20 protein-coding genes are annotated in these 17159 nt (G+C 68.9%); 12 read left to right on the forward strand and 8 right to left on the reverse strand.

Annotated features, from left to right (window positions below; translation table 11 throughout):
- Positions 1-91 precede the first annotated feature (91 nt).
- From ABZ863_RS31080 to ABZ863_RS31090, 3 genes are all read right to left on the reverse strand, one after another.
- The gene (locus ABZ863_RS31080; protein ID WP_358542944.1) at positions 92-745 is read right to left on the reverse strand and encodes an RES family NAD+ phosphorylase; all 654 of its coding nucleotides are present in this window, start codon (positions 743-745) and stop codon (positions 92-94) included.
- A gap of 39 nt (positions 746-784) precedes the next feature.
- Positions 785-1369: a DNA-binding protein gene (locus tag ABZ863_RS31085; protein WP_358542946.1), complete on the reverse strand. Its 585-nt coding sequence runs from the start codon at positions 1367-1369 to the stop codon at positions 785-787.
- A 164-nt stretch (positions 1370-1533) separates the two neighbouring features.
- Positions 1534-2532 (reverse strand): aldo/keto reductase, encoded by a 999-nt coding sequence (locus ABZ863_RS31090; RefSeq protein ID WP_358542948.1) that lies wholly within the window; start codon positions 2530-2532, stop codon positions 1534-1536.
- Positions 2533-2592: 60 nt separating this feature from the next.
- Between ABZ863_RS31090 and ABZ863_RS31095 the strand changes: the two genes are divergently transcribed.
- Positions 2593-3477: a LysR substrate-binding domain-containing protein gene (locus ABZ863_RS31095; protein ID WP_358542950.1), complete on the forward strand. Its 885-nt coding sequence runs from the start codon at positions 2593-2595 to the stop codon at positions 3475-3477.
- Between the two features lie 3 nt (positions 3478-3480).
- Here the strand turns inward: ABZ863_RS31095 and ABZ863_RS31100 are convergent, their stop codons facing one another.
- Positions 3481-4176, reverse strand: a complete 696-nt coding sequence (locus ABZ863_RS31100; RefSeq protein ID WP_358542952.1) for a helix-turn-helix domain-containing protein — start codon at positions 4174-4176, stop codon at positions 3481-3483.
- Between ABZ863_RS31100 and ABZ863_RS31105 the strand changes: the two genes are divergently transcribed.
- Positions 4175-4327 carry a hypothetical protein gene (locus ABZ863_RS31105; RefSeq protein WP_358542954.1) on the forward strand — a complete coding sequence of 51 codons (153 nt, stop codon included), beginning with the start codon at positions 4175-4177 and terminating at the stop codon, positions 4325-4327. The genes ABZ863_RS31100 and ABZ863_RS31105 overlap by 2 nt on opposite strands.
- Positions 4328-4333: 6 nt before the next feature.
- Here ABZ863_RS31105 and rnhA read toward each other — a convergent pair whose 3' ends face one another.
- Positions 4334-4813: a ribonuclease HI gene (rnhA, locus tag ABZ863_RS31110; protein WP_358542956.1), complete on the reverse strand. Its 480-nt coding sequence runs from the start codon at positions 4811-4813 to the stop codon at positions 4334-4336.
- 90 nt (positions 4814-4903) lie between these two features.
- On the opposite strand from rnhA, the gene ABZ863_RS31115 reads away from it, so the two are divergent.
- Positions 4904-5173, forward strand: coding sequence for a type II toxin-antitoxin system prevent-host-death family antitoxin (locus ABZ863_RS31115; RefSeq protein WP_358542958.1), 270 nt, complete (start codon positions 4904-4906; stop codon positions 5171-5173).
- Positions 5163-5633 (forward strand): type II toxin-antitoxin system VapC family toxin, encoded by a 471-nt coding sequence (locus ABZ863_RS31120; RefSeq protein ID WP_358542960.1) that lies wholly within the window; start codon positions 5163-5165, stop codon positions 5631-5633. Before ABZ863_RS31115 ends, ABZ863_RS31120 begins: the two co-directional genes overlap by 11 nt.
- Before the next feature lie 82 nt (positions 5634-5715).
- Here the strand turns inward: ABZ863_RS31120 and ABZ863_RS31125 are convergent, their stop codons facing one another.
- Complete coding sequence (locus tag ABZ863_RS31125; protein ID WP_358542962.1) at positions 5716-6393, reverse strand: MBL fold metallo-hydrolase; 678 nt, start codon at positions 6391-6393, stop codon at positions 5716-5718.
- A gap of 98 nt (positions 6394-6491) precedes the next feature.
- On the opposite strand from ABZ863_RS31125, the gene ABZ863_RS31130 reads away from it, so the two are divergent.
- Positions 6492-7679 (forward strand): acyltransferase, encoded by a 1188-nt coding sequence (locus ABZ863_RS31130; RefSeq protein ID WP_358542965.1) that lies wholly within the window; start codon positions 6492-6494, stop codon positions 7677-7679.
- Between the two features lie 54 nt (positions 7680-7733).
- Positions 7734-10592: an excinuclease ABC subunit UvrA gene (uvrA, locus tag ABZ863_RS31135; protein ID WP_358542967.1), complete on the forward strand. Its 2859-nt coding sequence runs from the start codon at positions 7734-7736 to the stop codon at positions 10590-10592.
- 53 nt (positions 10593-10645) lie between these two features.
- Here the strand turns inward: uvrA and ABZ863_RS31140 are convergent, their stop codons facing one another.
- On the reverse strand, positions 10646-11389 hold the full coding sequence (locus ABZ863_RS31140) for a DUF4440 domain-containing protein (RefSeq protein ID WP_358542970.1): 744 nt from the start codon (positions 11387-11389) through the stop codon (positions 10646-10648).
- 51 nt (positions 11390-11440) lie between these two features.
- Here ABZ863_RS31140 and ABZ863_RS31145 point away from each other — a divergent pair, with 51 nt between their 5' ends.
- The 4 genes from ABZ863_RS31145 to ABZ863_RS31160 all read left to right on the forward strand — a co-directional run bounded on the left by ABZ863_RS31145 (position 11441) and on the right by ABZ863_RS31160 (position 13204).
- The gene (locus ABZ863_RS31145; protein WP_358542973.1) at positions 11441-11836 is read left to right on the forward strand and encodes a hypothetical protein; all 396 of its coding nucleotides are present in this window, start codon (positions 11441-11443) and stop codon (positions 11834-11836) included.
- Positions 11837-11999: 163 nt separating this feature from the next.
- Positions 12000-12389, forward strand: a complete 390-nt coding sequence (locus ABZ863_RS31150; RefSeq protein ID WP_358542975.1) for a MerR family transcriptional regulator — start codon at positions 12000-12002, stop codon at positions 12387-12389.
- Positions 12389-12739 carry a thioredoxin gene (gene trxA, locus ABZ863_RS31155; RefSeq protein ID WP_358542977.1) on the forward strand — a complete coding sequence of 117 codons (351 nt, stop codon included), beginning with the start codon at positions 12389-12391 and terminating at the stop codon, positions 12737-12739. The genes ABZ863_RS31150 and trxA overlap by 1 nt, the downstream gene beginning before the upstream one ends.
- A gap of 24 nt (positions 12740-12763) precedes the next feature.
- Positions 12764-13204 (forward strand): SRPBCC family protein, encoded by a 441-nt coding sequence (locus ABZ863_RS31160; protein WP_358542979.1) that lies wholly within the window; start codon positions 12764-12766, stop codon positions 13202-13204.
- Positions 13205-13317: 113 nt separating this feature from the next.
- On the opposite strand, the gene ABZ863_RS31165 is transcribed toward ABZ863_RS31160, so the two are convergent.
- Complete coding sequence (locus ABZ863_RS31165; protein ID WP_358543046.1) at positions 13318-14628, reverse strand: cation:dicarboxylase symporter family transporter; 1311 nt, start codon at positions 14626-14628, stop codon at positions 13318-13320.
- Between the two features lie 159 nt (positions 14629-14787).
- Here ABZ863_RS31165 and ABZ863_RS31170 point away from each other — a divergent pair, with 159 nt between their 5' ends.
- Both ABZ863_RS31170 and ABZ863_RS31175 read left to right on the forward strand, forming a co-directional pair.
- Positions 14788-16401, forward strand: a complete 1614-nt coding sequence (locus ABZ863_RS31170) for a sensor histidine kinase (RefSeq protein WP_358542982.1) — start codon at positions 14788-14790, stop codon at positions 16399-16401.
- 45 nt (positions 16402-16446) lie between these two features.
- Complete coding sequence (locus ABZ863_RS31175; protein WP_358542984.1) at positions 16447-17124, forward strand: response regulator; 678 nt, start codon at positions 16447-16449, stop codon at positions 17122-17124.
- Positions 17125-17159: the final 35 nt, after the last annotated feature.

Consider the following 17159-nt stretch of genomic DNA (forward strand, 5'->3'; position numbering starts at 1 on the left):
ATCCACTCCGACCGCGACGCCGAGATCACCTGCACCACACCATGATCAACCAAGGACGCAACTCGACCGACACCGGGTTACGAGACAACCCTTAGTTCAGCATCAGGTAGTTCAGTTCCTCGCAGACCCGGCTCAGCGGCACGTCGAGACCGGGGTGGTCCAGGGGGAGTAGCACGTCCGGTGCCGTCGGCAGCGCGCCGCCCGCTGGCGGGTCCCACAGGCAGATGGCCGGCGCTCCGGAGTCCATTGAGGACCGATACCACAGCCCGTCCAGGTCGCCGAACGCGCCGCGAATGGCCCGTGCCCAGGCCTGGGTGATCCTCTTCGGACCGCTCGATATCTCCTGCGACGCACCGACCCGTGTCGGCCACAGACCGGAGAGGTCCAAAAGCCGGAGTGTCCGCGATGGACGGACGACAACCAGATGCGGCCCCCGCGTTCTGCGGTCGACCGTCGAGGTGGTTTGGAACACCTCGGCGATACTGGTGCGCACCGAGAGTCCGAAGTAGAGCACACCGTTGCCCGGGTCGTGCACGGGCTCGCCGTGCTTTGGCCGCTGCGGGTCGAAACGGCCGTGCGGCAGGGGGCCGGTGTAGCGGAAGGTGTCCCAGCGCTGGGGATGGTTACTGCGGGTGGTGAAGATCCGGACGAGCCGCGTCGCGGGATGGACGGCGACGACATCCTCGGTGGGGCGCAGCTCGCCGAGCAGCACCGGCCGCGGGGGTGGCAGTGGCAACCGTGCCATAGATCGTGACTAACCGTTTCCGTTGTTGTCGCCGGCGACTCAGGGCAGGTTTCCGAGCGTTGCCACGAGCCGCGCGACGAGTTCGGGGTCGCCACCGGCCAGCAACCACTGGCGCGGGGTGGCGGGCCTGCCGTTGATCACCAGGTCGGACTGTGGAGTGCCCATGAACGCCGCGACGACGAGTGCGGGCTGGTCGTCTGGAACGGCACGGAGTACGACCTCGAGCCCGGGCAGGACGCTGCTGGTGGTGAACTGCCAAGCGGGCAGCCGCCAGCCACCCTGGTCTTTCCAGCCGGTGAGCCTGCCTTCCTTGAGGCGATGCCGGATCCGGCTGTCGTCGACGCCGAGGCGACCCGCGGCTTCCAGCACGGTGAGCGCGGAATCGGCGAGCACGGCGTGCGCGGCGACGGTGCGGGCCCGATAGTCACCCTCGTCCTGGCGATGCGGCGAGAGATCGAGCCCCACGTCGGCGAGCGCCGCGCGCTGGTCGGCGGTGAAGTAGTGCGCGGGCTCCGGATTCGGCGGGGTGAGCCTGCGCGCGGCATCCTCCACCAGCGCCAGGAACTCCGCTGGGTTCACCTTGAGGCCGGCCTTGGCGAGGACGTTCTCGAGCGCGACAGACATACGCATAGAGTAGCCCGCGTGTGCGGGTTCGTGCGCTCCTGTGCAGAAAATGTGCAAGAAATCACCAAACTCGGTACAGAGTGCACACAACCAAACACTCCGGGTAGGCAGCCCCGTCAGTCTCGCGCACCCAGTGCGACCGTGTCCATCCCCGTGTAGGCCATTCAGAGGAGCCGTGCGGTTCCGCTCGGGGCGAACTCGAGCAGTGCGGTGCCGATCCGGGCGACCGTGTCGGGATGCAGGCCGATCCGCGCGGCGTGCAGGTTCTCCTCGATGTGCGCCGGGGTCCGGGAACCCGGGATCGGCACGACGGCCGGGTCCTGATGCAGCAGCCACGCCAGTGCCAGCTGAGCCGCGGTGATGTCCAGCTCGGCGGCCAGTGCGCGGATCGGCGCGTACCGGTCGTAGTTCGCCGCCAGGTGCTCGGCGCTGAACCGGGGAATGTTACGGCGGAAATCGTCCTCACCGAGCTCACGCACGTTCCCGGTGAGGAAACCGCTGCCGAGAGGACTCCACGCGACGATGCCGACGCCGAGTTCGCGTGCCCCGGTGAGGAGGTCCTCGTCGATCGGCTGCCACATCGACCACTGGGTCTGCACCGCGGCCACCGGATGCACCGCATGGGCCCGCCGCAGCTGCGCGGCGGTGACATTGGACAGCCCGAGGTACAGCACGAGCCCGTCCTCGATCAGCTCGGCGACCGCGCCCACGGTGTCCTCGATCGGCACCGTGGGGTCGGGGAAATGTGGGTAGTACAGGTCGATGCGGTCGGTGCCGAGGTTGCTGAGGCTCTGCTCGGCGTAACCGCGCACGAAGCGCGGTTCGGCGTTGACCGCCAGCGTTTCGAACGCGTACTTCACCGGGAACGTATGCGCCGGCGCGCCAGGCGGGACACGGAAGCCGAACTTGGTCGCGAGCACAACCTCGTCGCGGCGGCCGCGCACCGCCGCACCGACGAGCCGCTCGTTGTGCCCGTCCTCGCCGTAGCCGTCGCTGGTGTCGATGAGCGTCGCGCCCGCGTCCATGGCGCTGCGCAGCGCGGCCGTGGCGACGCTGTCGTCGATCTCGCCGTACATGCCCGGCGACAGGACCATGGCGCCGAAGCCGATCGCCGAGACGTTGATGCCGCCGAGCGAGCGGGTGGGCAGCAGCGTGTTCGTCATGCCGCCATCGTCCGTCGCGTACTGGCCCGCGTCGAAGACCCGCTGCTATAACCGGTCGTTATGGACGTCCACCTGCGGCACCTGCGGTACTTCGTGGCGGTCGCCCAGACGCGCCACTTCACCCGTGCCGCCGAGCGGCTGTTCGTCTCCCAGCCCGCGCTGTCCAAACAGATCCGCGTGCTCGAGCGGGAACTCGGCTTCGCGCTCTTCGAGCGCAGGGCGCGCGAGGTGGTGCTCACCAGCCAGGGCGAAGCGCTCCTGCCCGAGGCCGAGGCGACCCTGGCGAGCTGGGAGAACGGGCTGCGCGCCGCCCGTGCCGCCGGGCCCCGTCACGAACTGGTCGTCGGCATGCAGACGGCGGTGGGGCGGGGCCTGCAGCGCCAGGCCGTACGCAGGTTCGCGAAGCGGATGCCGGACTGGCAGGTGGTGCTGCGGCTCGTTGACTGGACCGATCCCTCCGCGGGCCTTGGCGACAGCAGCTCCGATGTCGCGTTCGTGTGGCGTCCGGTCCGTGTTCAGGGCGTCCGCACCCGGACGCTGCGGCGGGAACGCAGAGCGGTGGCGTTGCCGGAGGACCACCCGCTGGCCACCCGGACCGAGATCGACTTCGGCGACCTGCTCAGCGAGCCGTTCGTCGCGCTGCCCGCGGAGGCGGGCGCGCTGCGTGACTTCTGGCTCGCGCGCGCCGAACGCGGTGGTCGGGAACCGGTCGTCGGTGCCGTTGCGGGCTCGGCCGACGAGGTGTTCGAAGCCGTCGCGGCAGGACTGGGGATCGCGCTGCTGGCAGAGGGCAACGCCGAGCTGTACCGCAGGCCCGGCGTGGTGATCCGCCCCGTACTGGGCCTTTCCGACGCCGAGCTGGCCATCGCCTGGCGCAGTGCGGACACCCGTCCTGCCGTGCGCGAGTTCGTGACGAGCGTCAGCTCCCTGACGGGAGCGCACTGACGGTCACGGCACAGCCGAACACAGCGTGGCGAAGAAGGTGGTCGGGGTCGTGCCGGTGAGGTCGCGGCAGTCCCGCGACAGATGGGCCTGGTCGGCGTAGCCGGCTTCGGCAGCGAGCGAGGCCAGGTCCGGCATGCGCGGCGCGGTGTCGATGGCCCTGCCGAGTCGCGCCACGCGCAGGTAGGTCGCGGGACCGTAGCCGACCGCACGGGTGAAGCGCCGCCGCAGCTGCCGCTCTCCGGTGCCGAGCCCCGCGAGCGCGTCGCCGACCCGTGGCACGCCTGCGGCGAGCCTGCCGATCAGCACCTCCAGCTCCCGGTCACGCTGCCCGGTCAGGCGGCGCGCGACGACCTCGGCGAGCGCCGCGGGGCGGTCCACCAGCAGCCGGCCTGCGGCCGCGCCCTGCCTGCCCCACAGAGCGGTCAGGTCCACCCGCCGGTCGGCCAGCTCGTCGGCGGCCACGCCCAGCGCCTGCGGGACACGGCCGGGAAGGAGGCGGATGCCGTGCACGACGGTGCCCGCGGGCAGGTCGATGTCCCACGGCCCCGTGTCCGGCCCCGCGACGAACACCCGCTCGCCCGCGACCATCAGGTCGGCGCATCCGTCTGGGACGATCCGCTTCGTCCCGGACGTGCGGTTCCACCACAGGCAGCGCACGGCCCAGCGCAGGTGCGCGGGTGCGGGCGCTTCTCGGTACATGACTGCCATGATGCCCTGCGGCGCGGAGCCGACCTGGCTGTCGGGTGCGTTGTGGGCCACGATCGTCGCGCTGCTGGCGATCGGCGCGGCAGTCGTGTGGCGCGCCGCGCGCACGGAGCAGCTGCGCCGCGACTACGTCATGCGGTTGTGAGCGTTGTCAGCCCGGCTTGGCCGCGCTGAGTGTTCGGGCCTCCTGCACCCCGCGGACGGCGAGGCGGTCGGCCCGCTCGTTCTCCGGATGGCCCGCGTGGCCCTTGATCCAGTGCCATTGCACCTCGTGCCCGTCACGCGCGGTATCCAGCCGTTGCCACAGATCGGCGTTCTTGACCGGCTCACGGCCCTGTGTCCGCCAGCCGTTGCGTTTCCACCGGGCCAACCATGAGGTGACGCCGTTGCGTACGTAGCTGCTGTCGGTGTAGAGGTGCACCACCGAGGGCCGGGTCAGGGACTCCAGCGCGCGGATGGGCGCCATCAGCTCCATCCGGTTGTTGGTGGTGGTGCCCGGCTCGCTGCCGTAGATCTCCTTCTCGTGGCGGCCATAGCGCAGCACCGCGCCCCAGCCGCCCGGTCCCGGATTGCCGCTGCAGGCGCCGTCGGTGTAGATCTCCACGACCGGCCCAGACCCGTCCTCCGCCACGGCATCAACCCTAACCCTGGCGCGCGGTCGAGCCGGTGCGGCGCGGTGCTACAGCGTGGCACAGGGTAGCACCGCTGGTAAGATGGTGCTATGAGTATCCAGCCGGAGATAACTCAACGTGACCTGCGAAGCCGGTCCAGGGAGATCATGGACGCCGTTGAGCATGGGCAGTCCTTCACTGTCACGCGAGATGGTCATGGGATCGCGGAGCTGATCCCGCTCCGGCGGCGCCCTCGATTCGTCTCCCGGCAACAGTTCGCGGTCACGTCACGCAACGCGCCCAGTATCGATATCGAGGCGTTCCGCGCAGACCAGGACACTGCCGCCGATCATGAGGCGACCAGCCCGTATGACCGCTGAGCGGTACGCGCAGGGACTGCTGGACACCAACATCGTGATCCTGCGCAAGTGGGTGGATCCTGCTGAGCTGCCCGGCGAGATGGCGATCAGCGCGATTACCCTCGCGGAGTTGTCAGCCGGGCCCCATCAGGTCCGAAGCGCGCGGGAACAGAGCGCATACAGCGCATATGACGAACACGCGGAACGAGCCCGGCGGCTCGAGATCCTGCAACGCGCCGAGAACGAGTTCGATCCGATCCCATTCACCGCCGAAGCCGCACGTATGTACGGTCGCGTGACGGCGGCTGTCGTTGCCATCGGGCGTAAGCCTCGACGGCGTATCGCCGACCTGATGATCGCGTCGATTGCCTTGGCCGAGGGGCTGCCGCTGTTCACGACGAACCCCGAGGACTTCACCGGACTCGACGCTTTACTGACGGTCGTCAGGGTCAATTGCCCCGTACTGCCGCACGAATGTTGACCGTCAAGCGCGGCTCCCAAATGCCGCGTTTTGTCGGCTAGAGACTCCGCGTTTTGTCGGTTAGGGCGCCTCGAGACTCTCGTCACCAGCCCCGTTCGCGCCACTCCGCCAGCTTCGGGCGCTCCGCGCCGAGCGTCGAGTCGTCGCCGTGGCCTGGATAGAACCACGTGTCGTCCGGCAGCACGTCGAAGATCCGGTCGGAGACATCGTTGAGCAGCGATGTGAAGGCTTCCGGCGAGGTGGTCTTGCCGACACCGCCGGGGAAGAGCGAGTCACCCGTGAACAGGTGCGGGTGCCCGTCCGGGTCCCGGTAGAGCAGCGCGATGGAGCCGGGCGTGTGTCCGCGCAGGTGGATGACCTCCAGGGTGCAGTCACCCACCGTGAGCGCGTTGCCGTGCTCGACCAGGTGGTCGGGCGGCACCGGGAGTGGCCCGGCATCGTCCGGGTGCGCCGCCGTGTAGGAGCCGTTCGCCCCGGCGACGGCACCCAGCGCCTGCCAGTGGTCGGCGTGCTGGTGCGTCGTGACGATCGTGCGCAGCGCCGGCCGGTCGGGACCGTGCCCGATGAGGTCGGAGATCCGCTCTGGCTCGTTGGCCGCGTCGATCAGCAGCGCCTCGTTGGTGTCGCGGCAGACCAGCAGGTAGGCGTTGTTGTCCATTGGGCCGACCGACAGTTTCGTGATGGTCAGCGCCGCCAGCGTGCGCCGGGTGGCGTCCCCGCCCGGCTCGACGTGGCCGGTGTACTCCTCAACGACGTTCACTCGGCACACCGTAGTAGGTCGCGGCGACCCGATCGAGCGCGCGCCCGTTTCCTTCGTTAGTGTGCGTTTGGCGAGGTAGTCGGATCTGGGGAAAGTTTGTGACAAGCACCGAGGGGGCTTCCATAGCGGCGTCGTCACGCCGGATGAGCTGGGACATGATCCGGGTGATCGCGATCATCTTCGTCGTGCTGGGGCATGTCACCAACCTCGCCGCAAAGGTTCCGGGAATCGACGCGTACCCCTTTGCGGTGAGTATTCCATTCGGCACCGTGACCTTGCTGGTGCTGTCCGGCTACTTCATCGGGCCGACGATCCGGCGAGGTGCTCCCGGGAGGTGGTTCCGCGCCCGGCTCGCCCGCATGCTGCCGGCGTATCTCGTTGCGCTGCTGCTGACGTACCTGGCCGCCCGTTGGCTGGTGGTCGGGTTCAACGGCTGGACCCATCAGCCGGGCATCATCGGGTTCCTGTTCGCCGCGCCGGTCACGCCGGAGCCGCCCGATCCGGACGCCCTGCCCCCGTGGCACGTCCCCGACCTGCCCGACCTGCTGCTGCACGGGACGCTGCTGCACCTCTGGAACGACGACACCTACCACCAGATCGACGGTTCCTGGTGGACCATGCCGGTACAGGTGCTGGCCTTCGCCGGGGCGGCGCTGCTGTGGCGCAGCCGGGTGCGGCACACACTGCGCCCGCAGACGGTGCTGTGGATCATCATGGGGGTCGCCGCCGCGTCACCGCTGCTGGGCGTGGTGTGGGACCGCCTGCCGATCGCGACCGGCCTGTTCTACGCGTACCTGTTCGCGGTGGGCATGGCGATCTGGCTCTGGCAGCGGCGCCGCCTCACCACACCGCACCTGCTCGCGATGCTGCTCACGGCCGTCGTGCTGCACGCACTGCGGACGAACGGGCCGAAGGTGGCATCGGTCATCGGGTTCGCCATCATGCTGGGGCTGATGTGTCTCGCGGCGCGCGGGCCCGACTGGGACCTGCCGGTGCTACGCCTGCTGCGCAAACCGGTCTCGTGGCTGGCGGGCATCAGCTTCGGGGTGTACCTCGTCCATCAGGCACTCGGCTTCCAGCTCGCGCGGGTCCTCTCTGACGCGGGCGTCTCGGCGTGGTGGCTACGCTTGTCGATGGTGGTCGCGTTCGTTCTCCTCCTTGGCTGGCTGGTGACCGTCGCCGTCGAACGACCGGCGTACCGTGTCCTCACCGGCGCGCGCCCCGTCACCTCGGCCGCGGGCGGGCGGGACCGCGAGCCGGCGGTTTCTGTCGGTGGTCCGACCTAGCATGGTGGCGGCCGATGTCATCGGCACTCCACAGACCAGTGAAGGGACCTTCGGGTGGCTGAGCGCCTTGTAGTTCGCGGTGCCCGCGAGCACAACCTGCGCGGCGTCGACCTCGACCTGCCGCGAGACAACATGATCGTGTTCACCGGACTGTCCGGCTCCGGCAAGTCGAGCCTGGCGTTCGACACGATCTTCGCCGAAGGTCAGCGCCGCTACGTGGAGTCCTTGTCGGCCTACGCCCGTCAGTTCCTCGGACAGATGGACAAGCCGGACGTGGACTTCATCGAGGGGCTCTCGCCTGCGGTCTCGATCGACCAGAAGTCGACCTCGCGCAACCCGCGCTCGACGGTCGGCACGATCACCGAGGTCTACGACTACCTGCGACTGCTGTATGCCCGCGCGGGCAAGCCGCACTGCCCGCAGTGTGGCGAGGCGATCAGCAAGCAGACGCCGCAGCAGATCGTCGATCAGGTGCTCGCCATGGAGGAGGGCACCCGCTTTCAGGTCCTGGCTCCGGTCGTGCGCGGGCGCAAGGGCGAGTACGTCGACCTCTTCGCCAACCTCCAGCAGCAGGGATACGCGCGGGCCCGAGTCGATGGCACGGTGCACGCGCTGACCGAGCCGCCCAAGCTGAAGAAGCAGGAGAAGCACGACATCGCGGTCGTGATCGACCGGTTGACGGTCAAGCCCAGCGCGAAGCAGCGGCTCACCGACTCGGTGGAGACCGCGCTGCGGCTCGCGGACGGTCTCGTCGAGCTCGAGTTCGTCGACCTGCCGGAGCACGATGCGCACCGCGTCCGTGGCTTCTCCGAGAACCTCGCGTGTCCCAACGGTCACCCGTTGGCCATCGAGGACCTCGAACCGCGGTCGTTCTCGTTCAACTCGCCCTACGGTGCCTGCCAGGAATGCACCGGTATCGGCGTGCGCAAGGAGGTCGACCCCGAGCTGGTCGTGCCCGACGACGAACTGTCGCTGGCAGAGGGTGCCATCGCGCCGTGGGCGGGCGGGCAGAGCGCCGAGTACTTCGAGCGGCTGCTGGAGTCGCTGGCCGAAACCGTCGGCTTCCGCACGGACGTGCCGTGGCGGCGGCTGACGGCCAAGGCGCAGAAGGCGATCCTGCACGGTGTCGACGAGCAGGTGCACGTCCGCTACCGCAACCGCTATGGTCGCCAGCGTTCCTACTACGCCAACTTCGAAGGCGTGATCCCGTTCCTGGAGCGGCGGCACGAGCAGACCGACTCCGAATGGGCGCGCGAGCGCTACGAGGGCTACATGCGGGAGGTGCCGTGCCCGGCCTGCCAGGGCAGCAGGCTCAAGCCGGAGATCCTCGCCGTCACCATCGCGCACGCCGAGCAGGGGGAGCGTTCGATCGCCGAGGTCTGCGCCCTGTCCGTCGCGGAGGCCGCCGAGTTCCTTGACGGGCTCGCCCTCGGACCACGCGAGACCATGATCGCGGGCGCGGTGCTCAAGGAGATCCAGGCCCGGCTGCGCTTCCTGCTGGACGTCGGCCTCGACTACCTGTCACTGGACAGGGCCTCCGGCACCCTGTCCGGCGGCGAGGCGCAGCGCATTCGCCTCGCAACGCAGATCGGTTCCGGGCTGGTGGGCGTGCTGTACGTGCTCGACGAGCCGTCGATCGGCCTGCACCAGCGGGACAACCACCGGCTCATCGAGACGCTCACCCGCCTGAAGGACCTCGGTAACACCCTGATCGTGGTGGAGCACGACGAGGACACGATCCGCGCCAGCGACTGGGTGGTCGACATCGGCCCCGGCGCCGGTGAGCACGGCGGGAAGATCGTCCACAGCGGACCGTACCGGAAACTGTTGCGGGCCAAGGGGTCACTGACCGGTGACTACCTGTCCGGCCGGCGCAGCATCGAGCTCCCGGAGATCCGGCGCCCTGCCGACCGCAAGCGGCAGCTCACCGTCGTCGGGGCGCGCGAGAACAACCTGCGCGGCATCGACGTGTCCTTCCCGGTCGGCTGCCTGGTGTCGGTCACCGGTGTCTCCGGCTCCGGAAAGTCCACACTGGTCAACGACATCCTCGCGACGGTACTGGCGAACAAGCTGAACAACGCACGCCAGGTGCCCGGCAGGCACACCCGCGTGCGTGGCCTGGACCATGTCGACAAGCTGGTGCAGGTGGACCAGTCGCCGATCGGGCGCACGCCGCGGTCGAACGCCGCTACCTACACCGGGGTCTGGGACCATGTGCGCAAGCTCTTCGCCGCCACCACCGAGGCCAAGGTGCGCGGGTACCAGCCGGGCCGGTTCTCCTTCAACGTCAAGGGCGGCCGGTGCGAGGCCTGCGCGGGTGACGGCACGATCAAGATCGAGATGAACTTCCTGCCGGACGTGTACGTCCCGTGCGAGGTGTGCAAGGGGGCCCGGTACAACCGCGAGACGCTCGAGGTGCACTACAAGGGCAAGACGGTCTCCGACGTACTGGACCTGCCGATCGAGGAGGCCGCCGAGTTCTTTGAGCCGATCAAGGCCATCCACCGGTACCTGCAGACGCTGGTGGACGTGGGCCTCGGCTACGTGCGGCTCGGCCAGCCCGCGCCGACGCTGTCCGGTGGTGAGGCGCAGCGCGTGAAGCTCGCCAGCGAGCTGCAGAAGCGCTCGACCGGCAGGACCGTCTACGTGCTCGACGAGCCGACGACGGGCCTGCACTTCGAGGACATCCGCAAGCTGCTCATGGTGATCAACGGTCTCGTCGACAAGGGCAACACCGTGATCGTCATCGAGCACAACCTCGACGTGATCAAGACCTCGGACTGGGTCATCGACCTCGGCCCCGAAGGCGGTTCGGGCGGTGGCACGGTCATCGCCGAGGGCACGCCGGAACAGGTCGCCGCGGTGCCAGGCAGCTACACCGGTGAGTTCCTCAAGCCCCTACTGATCGTGTAGCGCCGGGCCGGCTTCAGCGACCTCGGCGATCCGTCCGAGGTGGCCGAGCATGGTCACGGCCTCGTCAGCAGTTCGAGGTTGTGCCCGTCGGGATCGTCGAAGTAGAGACCGCGTCCACCGTGCATGTGGTTGATCTCGCCGGGCCGCCTGTGCTCGGGATCGGCCCAGTACTCGGTTCCGGACTCGCGGATGCGGGCGAAGGCGGCGTCGAAGTCGTCTTCGCCGACGTGGAACGCGTAGTGCTGGCCCTGCACGGTGTCGACGTTCATGAAGTCCATGGTCACGCCGTTGCTCAACTCGATCGGCACGAACGGGCCGAACGGGTTTCCGACCGGCACGCCCAGAATCCCGGCGAGGAACTCCGCCGATGCCACCTTGTCGTGCGAGAACACGATCGTGTGGTTGAGCTCGATGCCGTGCGTGGCCGGTGCGATCGGGCTGAGGTGGATTCCGGCCAGCCGCCATTGAGCACCCTGCCGTACCGCGATGTGCGTGGCACGGAAGGTCCCGTCGGCGGGCGCGCCCCGGTACGTGGCCCGCTGGGTGTGCCGCCCGACGACGACGGCCGTGTCCCCATGGTCGCGGACGGTGAGGTCCTCCCACGTCAGTGACGTGGTGACGAGGTCGCCGCTGCGGTAGCGCTGCAGCCATTCCGGCTTGCTCAGGACGAACCCGAGCGGGCCCACCAAGGTGAAGTCCTCGGTGGTGAGTGCGTCCAGCGTGGCCGTGTCACCGCGCTGTTCGGCCCCCGCCCAACGCCGGCCGAGTGACAGAACCTGGTCCTGAGTGGTGCTCATGATGCCTCCAAAAACCGACTGTGGACCTGGTTCCGACGTTAGGTATCTGTCGTGCCGCAGGCCACCCGAGCGCCCGTCGGCCCCTCGTTTCCGCGCAGCTACGATCCGGGTGACCCGCTGCACGTGTGCGTCCTTGCCCACGCAATGGCCGATGTGCAAGACGACGTGCGCCAGGAGCTGGTCTGGGACCTACGAGCGCTTGCCGCCGCCGATCTGGTCACCAACGAGCGGGCAGCACAAGCCGGGGTGACGCTGTCGGTGGCCGGCTTGTACCCGTCGTTGCACCTCAACGTGGGCGAGTGCTATCGCAAGCTGGGCGATCTCGGCCGCGCGCGTGACCATCTCCAGCAGGCGCGGGACACATTCGGCGCGCTTGGCGACGACGAGTACGGGAAGGTCATCAAGGGCGGTCTGGAACGGCTGGCGGAACAGTTGGCCTCCGAATGATCACCAGCTCCCGGACGGTTGGTCGGAACTCACCAATACCGTGAAGGCGGTCACGTGGCCATGATCCGCAGAACCTCGGCAGCCGGACCGAAAGGCTGTCTGCGCCCGAAGGGCTTGCTGAGGAACTTGCCTTGACCTCGGCGTCAACGTTTACCTTCGGTCCATGCGTATCGGCGAGTTCGCCCAGCGAGTGGGGACAACGTCCAGGGCACTGCGGTTCTACGAATCCCAGGGCCTGCTCACGGCACACCGGTCGGCGAACGGATACAGGGAGTACGACGAGCAGGACTTCCGCCTCGTCACCGAGATCCTGACATTGCAGGCGGTGGGCTTGAGCCTGGACGACACAAGGCCGTTCGTCGAATGCCTGCGCGCAGGGTACGACCGCGGGGACTCGTGCGCCGATTCGATCGAGGTCTACGAACGCAAGCTGGCCGAGGTGGACGAGCTCGTCGACCGGCTCAACGCGGTGCGCGCGAGCCTGCGCGCCAAGCTGGCGACCGCGCTGGCGCGCCACCTCGACCCGTGCACCGTCAAGTCCGAGGAGTTCTGATGTCACCGACCACCGTGTCCGGCGAGATGTTCGCGGTCACCGACGCCACTTTCGAGCAGCAGGTGCTCCGGCACGACAGGCCCGTCCTGGTGGACTTCTGGGCCCAGTGGTGCCCGCCGTGCCACATGATCGCGCCGGTGCTGGCGGACATCGCACGTGACCGGTCCGGGACGCTCACCGTGTGCAAGGTCAACACGGATGAGAACGTCGAGTCCGCCCGCAGGTACCAGATCATGTCGGCGCCGACACTGATCCTGTTCCACAGGGGCCAACCGGTGTGGACGATCGTCGGCGCACGCCCCAAAGCCAGGCTGCTCGGCGAGCTGGATGCCGTTCTCGACCGCCTGTGAACGGATAGTGGCCATACTGGCACTGTGCCGTTGACCCGTTACCGGTTCCGGACCGACTGGACGCTCAGTGCTCCCGCACACCGCGTGTTCGCCGCGGTCGTCGACCTCGGCCGCTATCCCGTGTGGTGGCCGGATGTGCGCTCGGTGCGGCAGGTCGACGACGACACCGCGGAGCTCGTGTGCCGGGCCATGCTGCCGTACGCGTTGCGGCTGCGGATGACGCGGGTGGAGGAGGAGCCGCACGAGGGCAGGCTCGCCGTGGCACTCACCGGCGACCTCGAAGGCTCGTTGCGTGGCCGGGTGCTGGAATGTGGGGGAGGGACCCGGTTGGAGATCGCGCAGGACGTCGTGGTGCGCACGCCGCTGCTCAGGACGCTCTCGGCGGTGGCGCATCCGGTGTTCCGCCTCAACCACGCCGCCATGATGCGGCGCGGGCTGCGTGGCCTGCGCGCTGTTCTGGCCTGACAAGCCGCCAGGGTCCGGTCCGCGATCGCGGACCGGACCCTGGCGGTGAGCGAATCCCGGTGTGCGGGGATTCTCCGGGCCGGCAGGGGATGGGCAGGCCGGCGCCGGGGCTCTCAGGCGTGAACCGGCTCTCGTGCCGGCTCGGTCTCGGCAGGTGGCTTGTGGTCGTCGACCAGCGTTGCCTCGTTGAACGGATCTTTTCCGGCGAACACCCGGTGCGCCTTCTCCCGGTCGAACTCCTTGGTCCACGACCCGATCAGCACGGTGGCCACCGCGTTGCCCGCGAAGTTGGTCAGCGCCCGCGCCTCGGACATGAACCGGTCGATGCCGAGGATGAAGCCGACGCCGTCGACCAGTTCGGGCCGGTGCGACTGGAGCCCACCGGCGAGGGTCGCGATACCGGCGCCACTGACGCCCGCGGCCCCCTTCGAGGCGATGATCATGAAGACCAGCAACGAGATCTGCTCACCGACACCGAGCGGGCTGCCCTGCGCGGTCGCGATGAACAGCGTCGCCATGGTCAGGTAGATGGCGGTGCCGTCGAGGTTGAACGAGTAGCCGGTCGGCACCGTGATGCCCACGACGGGCTTGCTCACGCCGAGGTGCTCCATCTTCGCGATGAGCCGCGGCAGCGCCGACTCCGACGACGAGGTCGACACGATCAGCAGGAACTCACGGCCGAGGTAGCGCAGCAGCTTGAACACGCTGATCCTGGCCCCGATCCACAGCGCCGCACCGAGCACCCCGAAGACGAACACCAGGCAGGTCAGGTAGAACCCGATCATGATGACGGCCAGGCTGCGCAGTGCATCCCAGCCGGTCTCGCCGACAACGGCCGCGATGGCACCGAACGCGCCGACCGGCGCTGCCCACATGATCATCGCAAGGATGCGGAACACGAGCCGCTGGACGTGCTCGATGCCGCGCAGGATCGGTTCGCCTGTGCGGCCCATCTTCTGCAGTGCAAAGCCGGCGAGCAGCGCCACCAGCAGGGTCTGCAGCACCGAACCGGCGGTGAACGCCGAGACCATGGTCTCGGGAATGATGCCGAGCAGGAAGTCGACGGTGCCCTCGCCGCCTTCGGCCTGCGCCCGCACCGATTCGGCCGCGCTCGGGTCGAGATGCATGCCCTCGCCCGGGTGCAGCATGTTGCCCACCAGCAGGCCGATGGCCAGAGCGAAGGTCGACATCAGCAGGAAGTAGCCGAGTGCCAGCACACCGACCTTGCCGACCTTCGCCGCCTTGGCGACGGAGCCGATGCCGAGCACGATCGTGCAGAAGATGATCGGGCTGATCATCATCTTGATCAGCGCCACGAAACCGGTGCCGAGCGGTTTGAGCTCTTCAGCGAGATCCGGGACGGCAAAGCCGACGATCACGCCGAGCACTACCGCGGCGATCACCGCGAGGTAGAGGTAGTGCATACGGTCGCGACGCTTCGGCGCCTGGCCGGCCGTGGTCGACTGTTCAGGCAACATTGCCTCCTCGAAGTCAGAAAACGTCACGACGACTATCGGCAGCTGTGCGCTACAGGTCACGTTTGTGTTCATTTCGTTCGCCGGCGGCTGTGATGTCATGGGCGCGTGCGTGTGTGGTCGCCCGGCGCGCCGGGCAAGGGCTGGAGCCTCGCCCGGCAGTTGCTCGTGCTGCAGCTGGTGCTGGTGAGCGTCCTGGTGATCGGTGGTGTGGTGCTGGCTTATGCCGACGCCGTGCAGGCCACCGACAACAAGGCAGCCGATGAGGTCGTTTCGGTAGCCGTGACGCTCGCGGACTCGCCGAGCGTGCGGGACGCGCTCGCCGAACCGGACCCGAGCCAGGTGCTGCAACCGGTCGCCGAGCGGGTCCGGATGGACACCGGCGTCGACTTCATCACGATCATGAGCCTGAACGGCATCCGCTACACCCACCCGAACGCGGCCCTGATCGGCAAGCGCTTCCTCGGCAACACCGCGCAGGCCCAGCAGGGCAGGGCGTTCACCGAGACCTACACCGGCACGCTGGGGCCCTCGGTGCGTGCCGTGGCACCGGTGTTCGATGACGGCCACCGCGTCGTCGCGATGGTGGCCGTCGGGATCACCGTGGATGCGATCTCCGCGGAGCTGCGCGAGCGACTGCTGCTGGTGTTCGCGGTGGCAGGCGGGGTGCTCGTGGTGGGCGTCGCCGGCAGCTTCCTGGTGAGCGCGCGGCTGCGCAGGCAGACCCGCGGTGTCGCGCCGGCGGAGCTGAGCAGCATGTTCGAGTACTACCGGGCGATCCTGCACTCGGTGCGCGAAGGTCTCGTCCTGGTGGGCAGGGACGGCCGGGTCGTGCTGTGCAACGACGCAGCCCGCGAGCTGCTCTTCCTGGACGGCGAGATACGCGGCAGACCGGTCGCCGAGCTCGGCCTCGCGGCCGACCTGGTGAGCGCGTTCACCGCCACCGAGCCGCGGGACGACGAGCTGCACATCACCGAGACACGGGTGCTGCTGGTGAACGTCGCGCCGGTGCGCTCGGAGGACGCCGCGATGGGCAACGTCGTGACGCTACGCGATCACACCGAGCTGCAGAGCCTCACCGGGGAGCTCGACACGGTGCGCGGCTTCGCCGAGTCGCTGCGCTCGCAGGCGCACGAGTCGGCCAACCGCCTCCACGCCGTGGTGTCGCTGGTGGAGCTGGGCAAGGTGGAGCAGGCCGTCGAGCTCGCCACCGCGGAGCTGGAGACCGCCCAGCAGCTCACCGACAGGGTCGTGGGCGCCGTCGCAGAGCCGGTGCTGGCCGCGCTGCTGCTCGGCAAGTCGAGCGAGGCCAGCGAGCGTGGTGTCGAGCTCGTGCTCACCGAGGACACCGCCATGCAGGACACCGGGGCGCGCATCGACTCCCGCGACCTGATCACGATTCTCGGCAACCTGATCGACAACGGCTTCGACGCGGCGATCGAGCGGGCCGCCGAGCGTGCCCCGCGTGTCACCGTGACCGTGCGTGCCGACCCCGACGAGCTGTTCCTGCGCGTCGCCGACACCGGACCCGGCATCGCGCCGGGCGCCGCGGAGGACATTTTCCGCCGCGGCTGGTCGACCAAACCGGACGGTGGTGCGGCGGGCCGGGGTCTTGGGCTCGCGCTCGTCGGGCAGGCGGTGCGCAGGCACGGCGGCACCATCGAGGTGACCAACACCGCCGGTGCGGTGTTCACCGTGCGGATTCCGTTGCCGGGCGCGTGAGCTGGCCGCGGCGTTGTTACGGTGCGGCGTGGAGGAACGTCCCGGATGATCAAGGTGCTCGTGGTGGAGGACGACCCGGTGGCGGCCGACGCGCACCGGCAGTACGTCGAGCGGGTGGTCGGTTTCGCGGTCGCCGGTGTGGTGCATTCCGGCGCCGCGGCGGTTCGCTTCTGCGGACGGCATCCCGTCGATCTGGTGCTGCTCGACTTCTACCTGCCCGACACCCATGGGCTCGCCGTGTGCCAGGCGTTGCGCGCCGCCGGGACGCCGGTCGACGTGATCGCCGTGACCTCGGCGCGCGACCTGGCCGTCGTGCGGGCCGCGGTGTCCGCCGGTGTCGTGCAGTACCTGCTCAAACCGTTCACGTTCGCCTCGCTGCGCGACAAGCTGGAGCGCTACGCCCAGTTCCGCGAACGCGCCGCGCGGCCGGGGGAGGTGAGCGGGCAGGCCGATGTGGATCGCATGCTGGCGACCCTCCGCTCACCGGACCAAGGCGCCCTGCCGAAAGGGATGAGCGGCGCCACCCTCGACGCGATCAGCGCCGTGCTCGCCGACGCTCCCGCCGGTGTCTCCGCCGCGGGCGTCGCGGCCGTCACCGGAGTCGCGCGAGTGACCGCCCGCCGATACCTGGAGTACCTGGCGGACAACGGCCTCGCCGAGCGCAGGCCGCACTACGGCAGCGTCGGCCGCCCCGAGGTCCGGTACTCGCCGGTCAGCATCTAGACGATCTGACCCACCTCATCCCCCAGGTCGCCAAC

This window comes from Saccharomonospora sp. NPDC046836 (assembly GCF_040645195.1).
Lineage (GTDB): Bacteria > Actinomycetota > Actinomycetes > Mycobacteriales > Pseudonocardiaceae > Prauserella_A.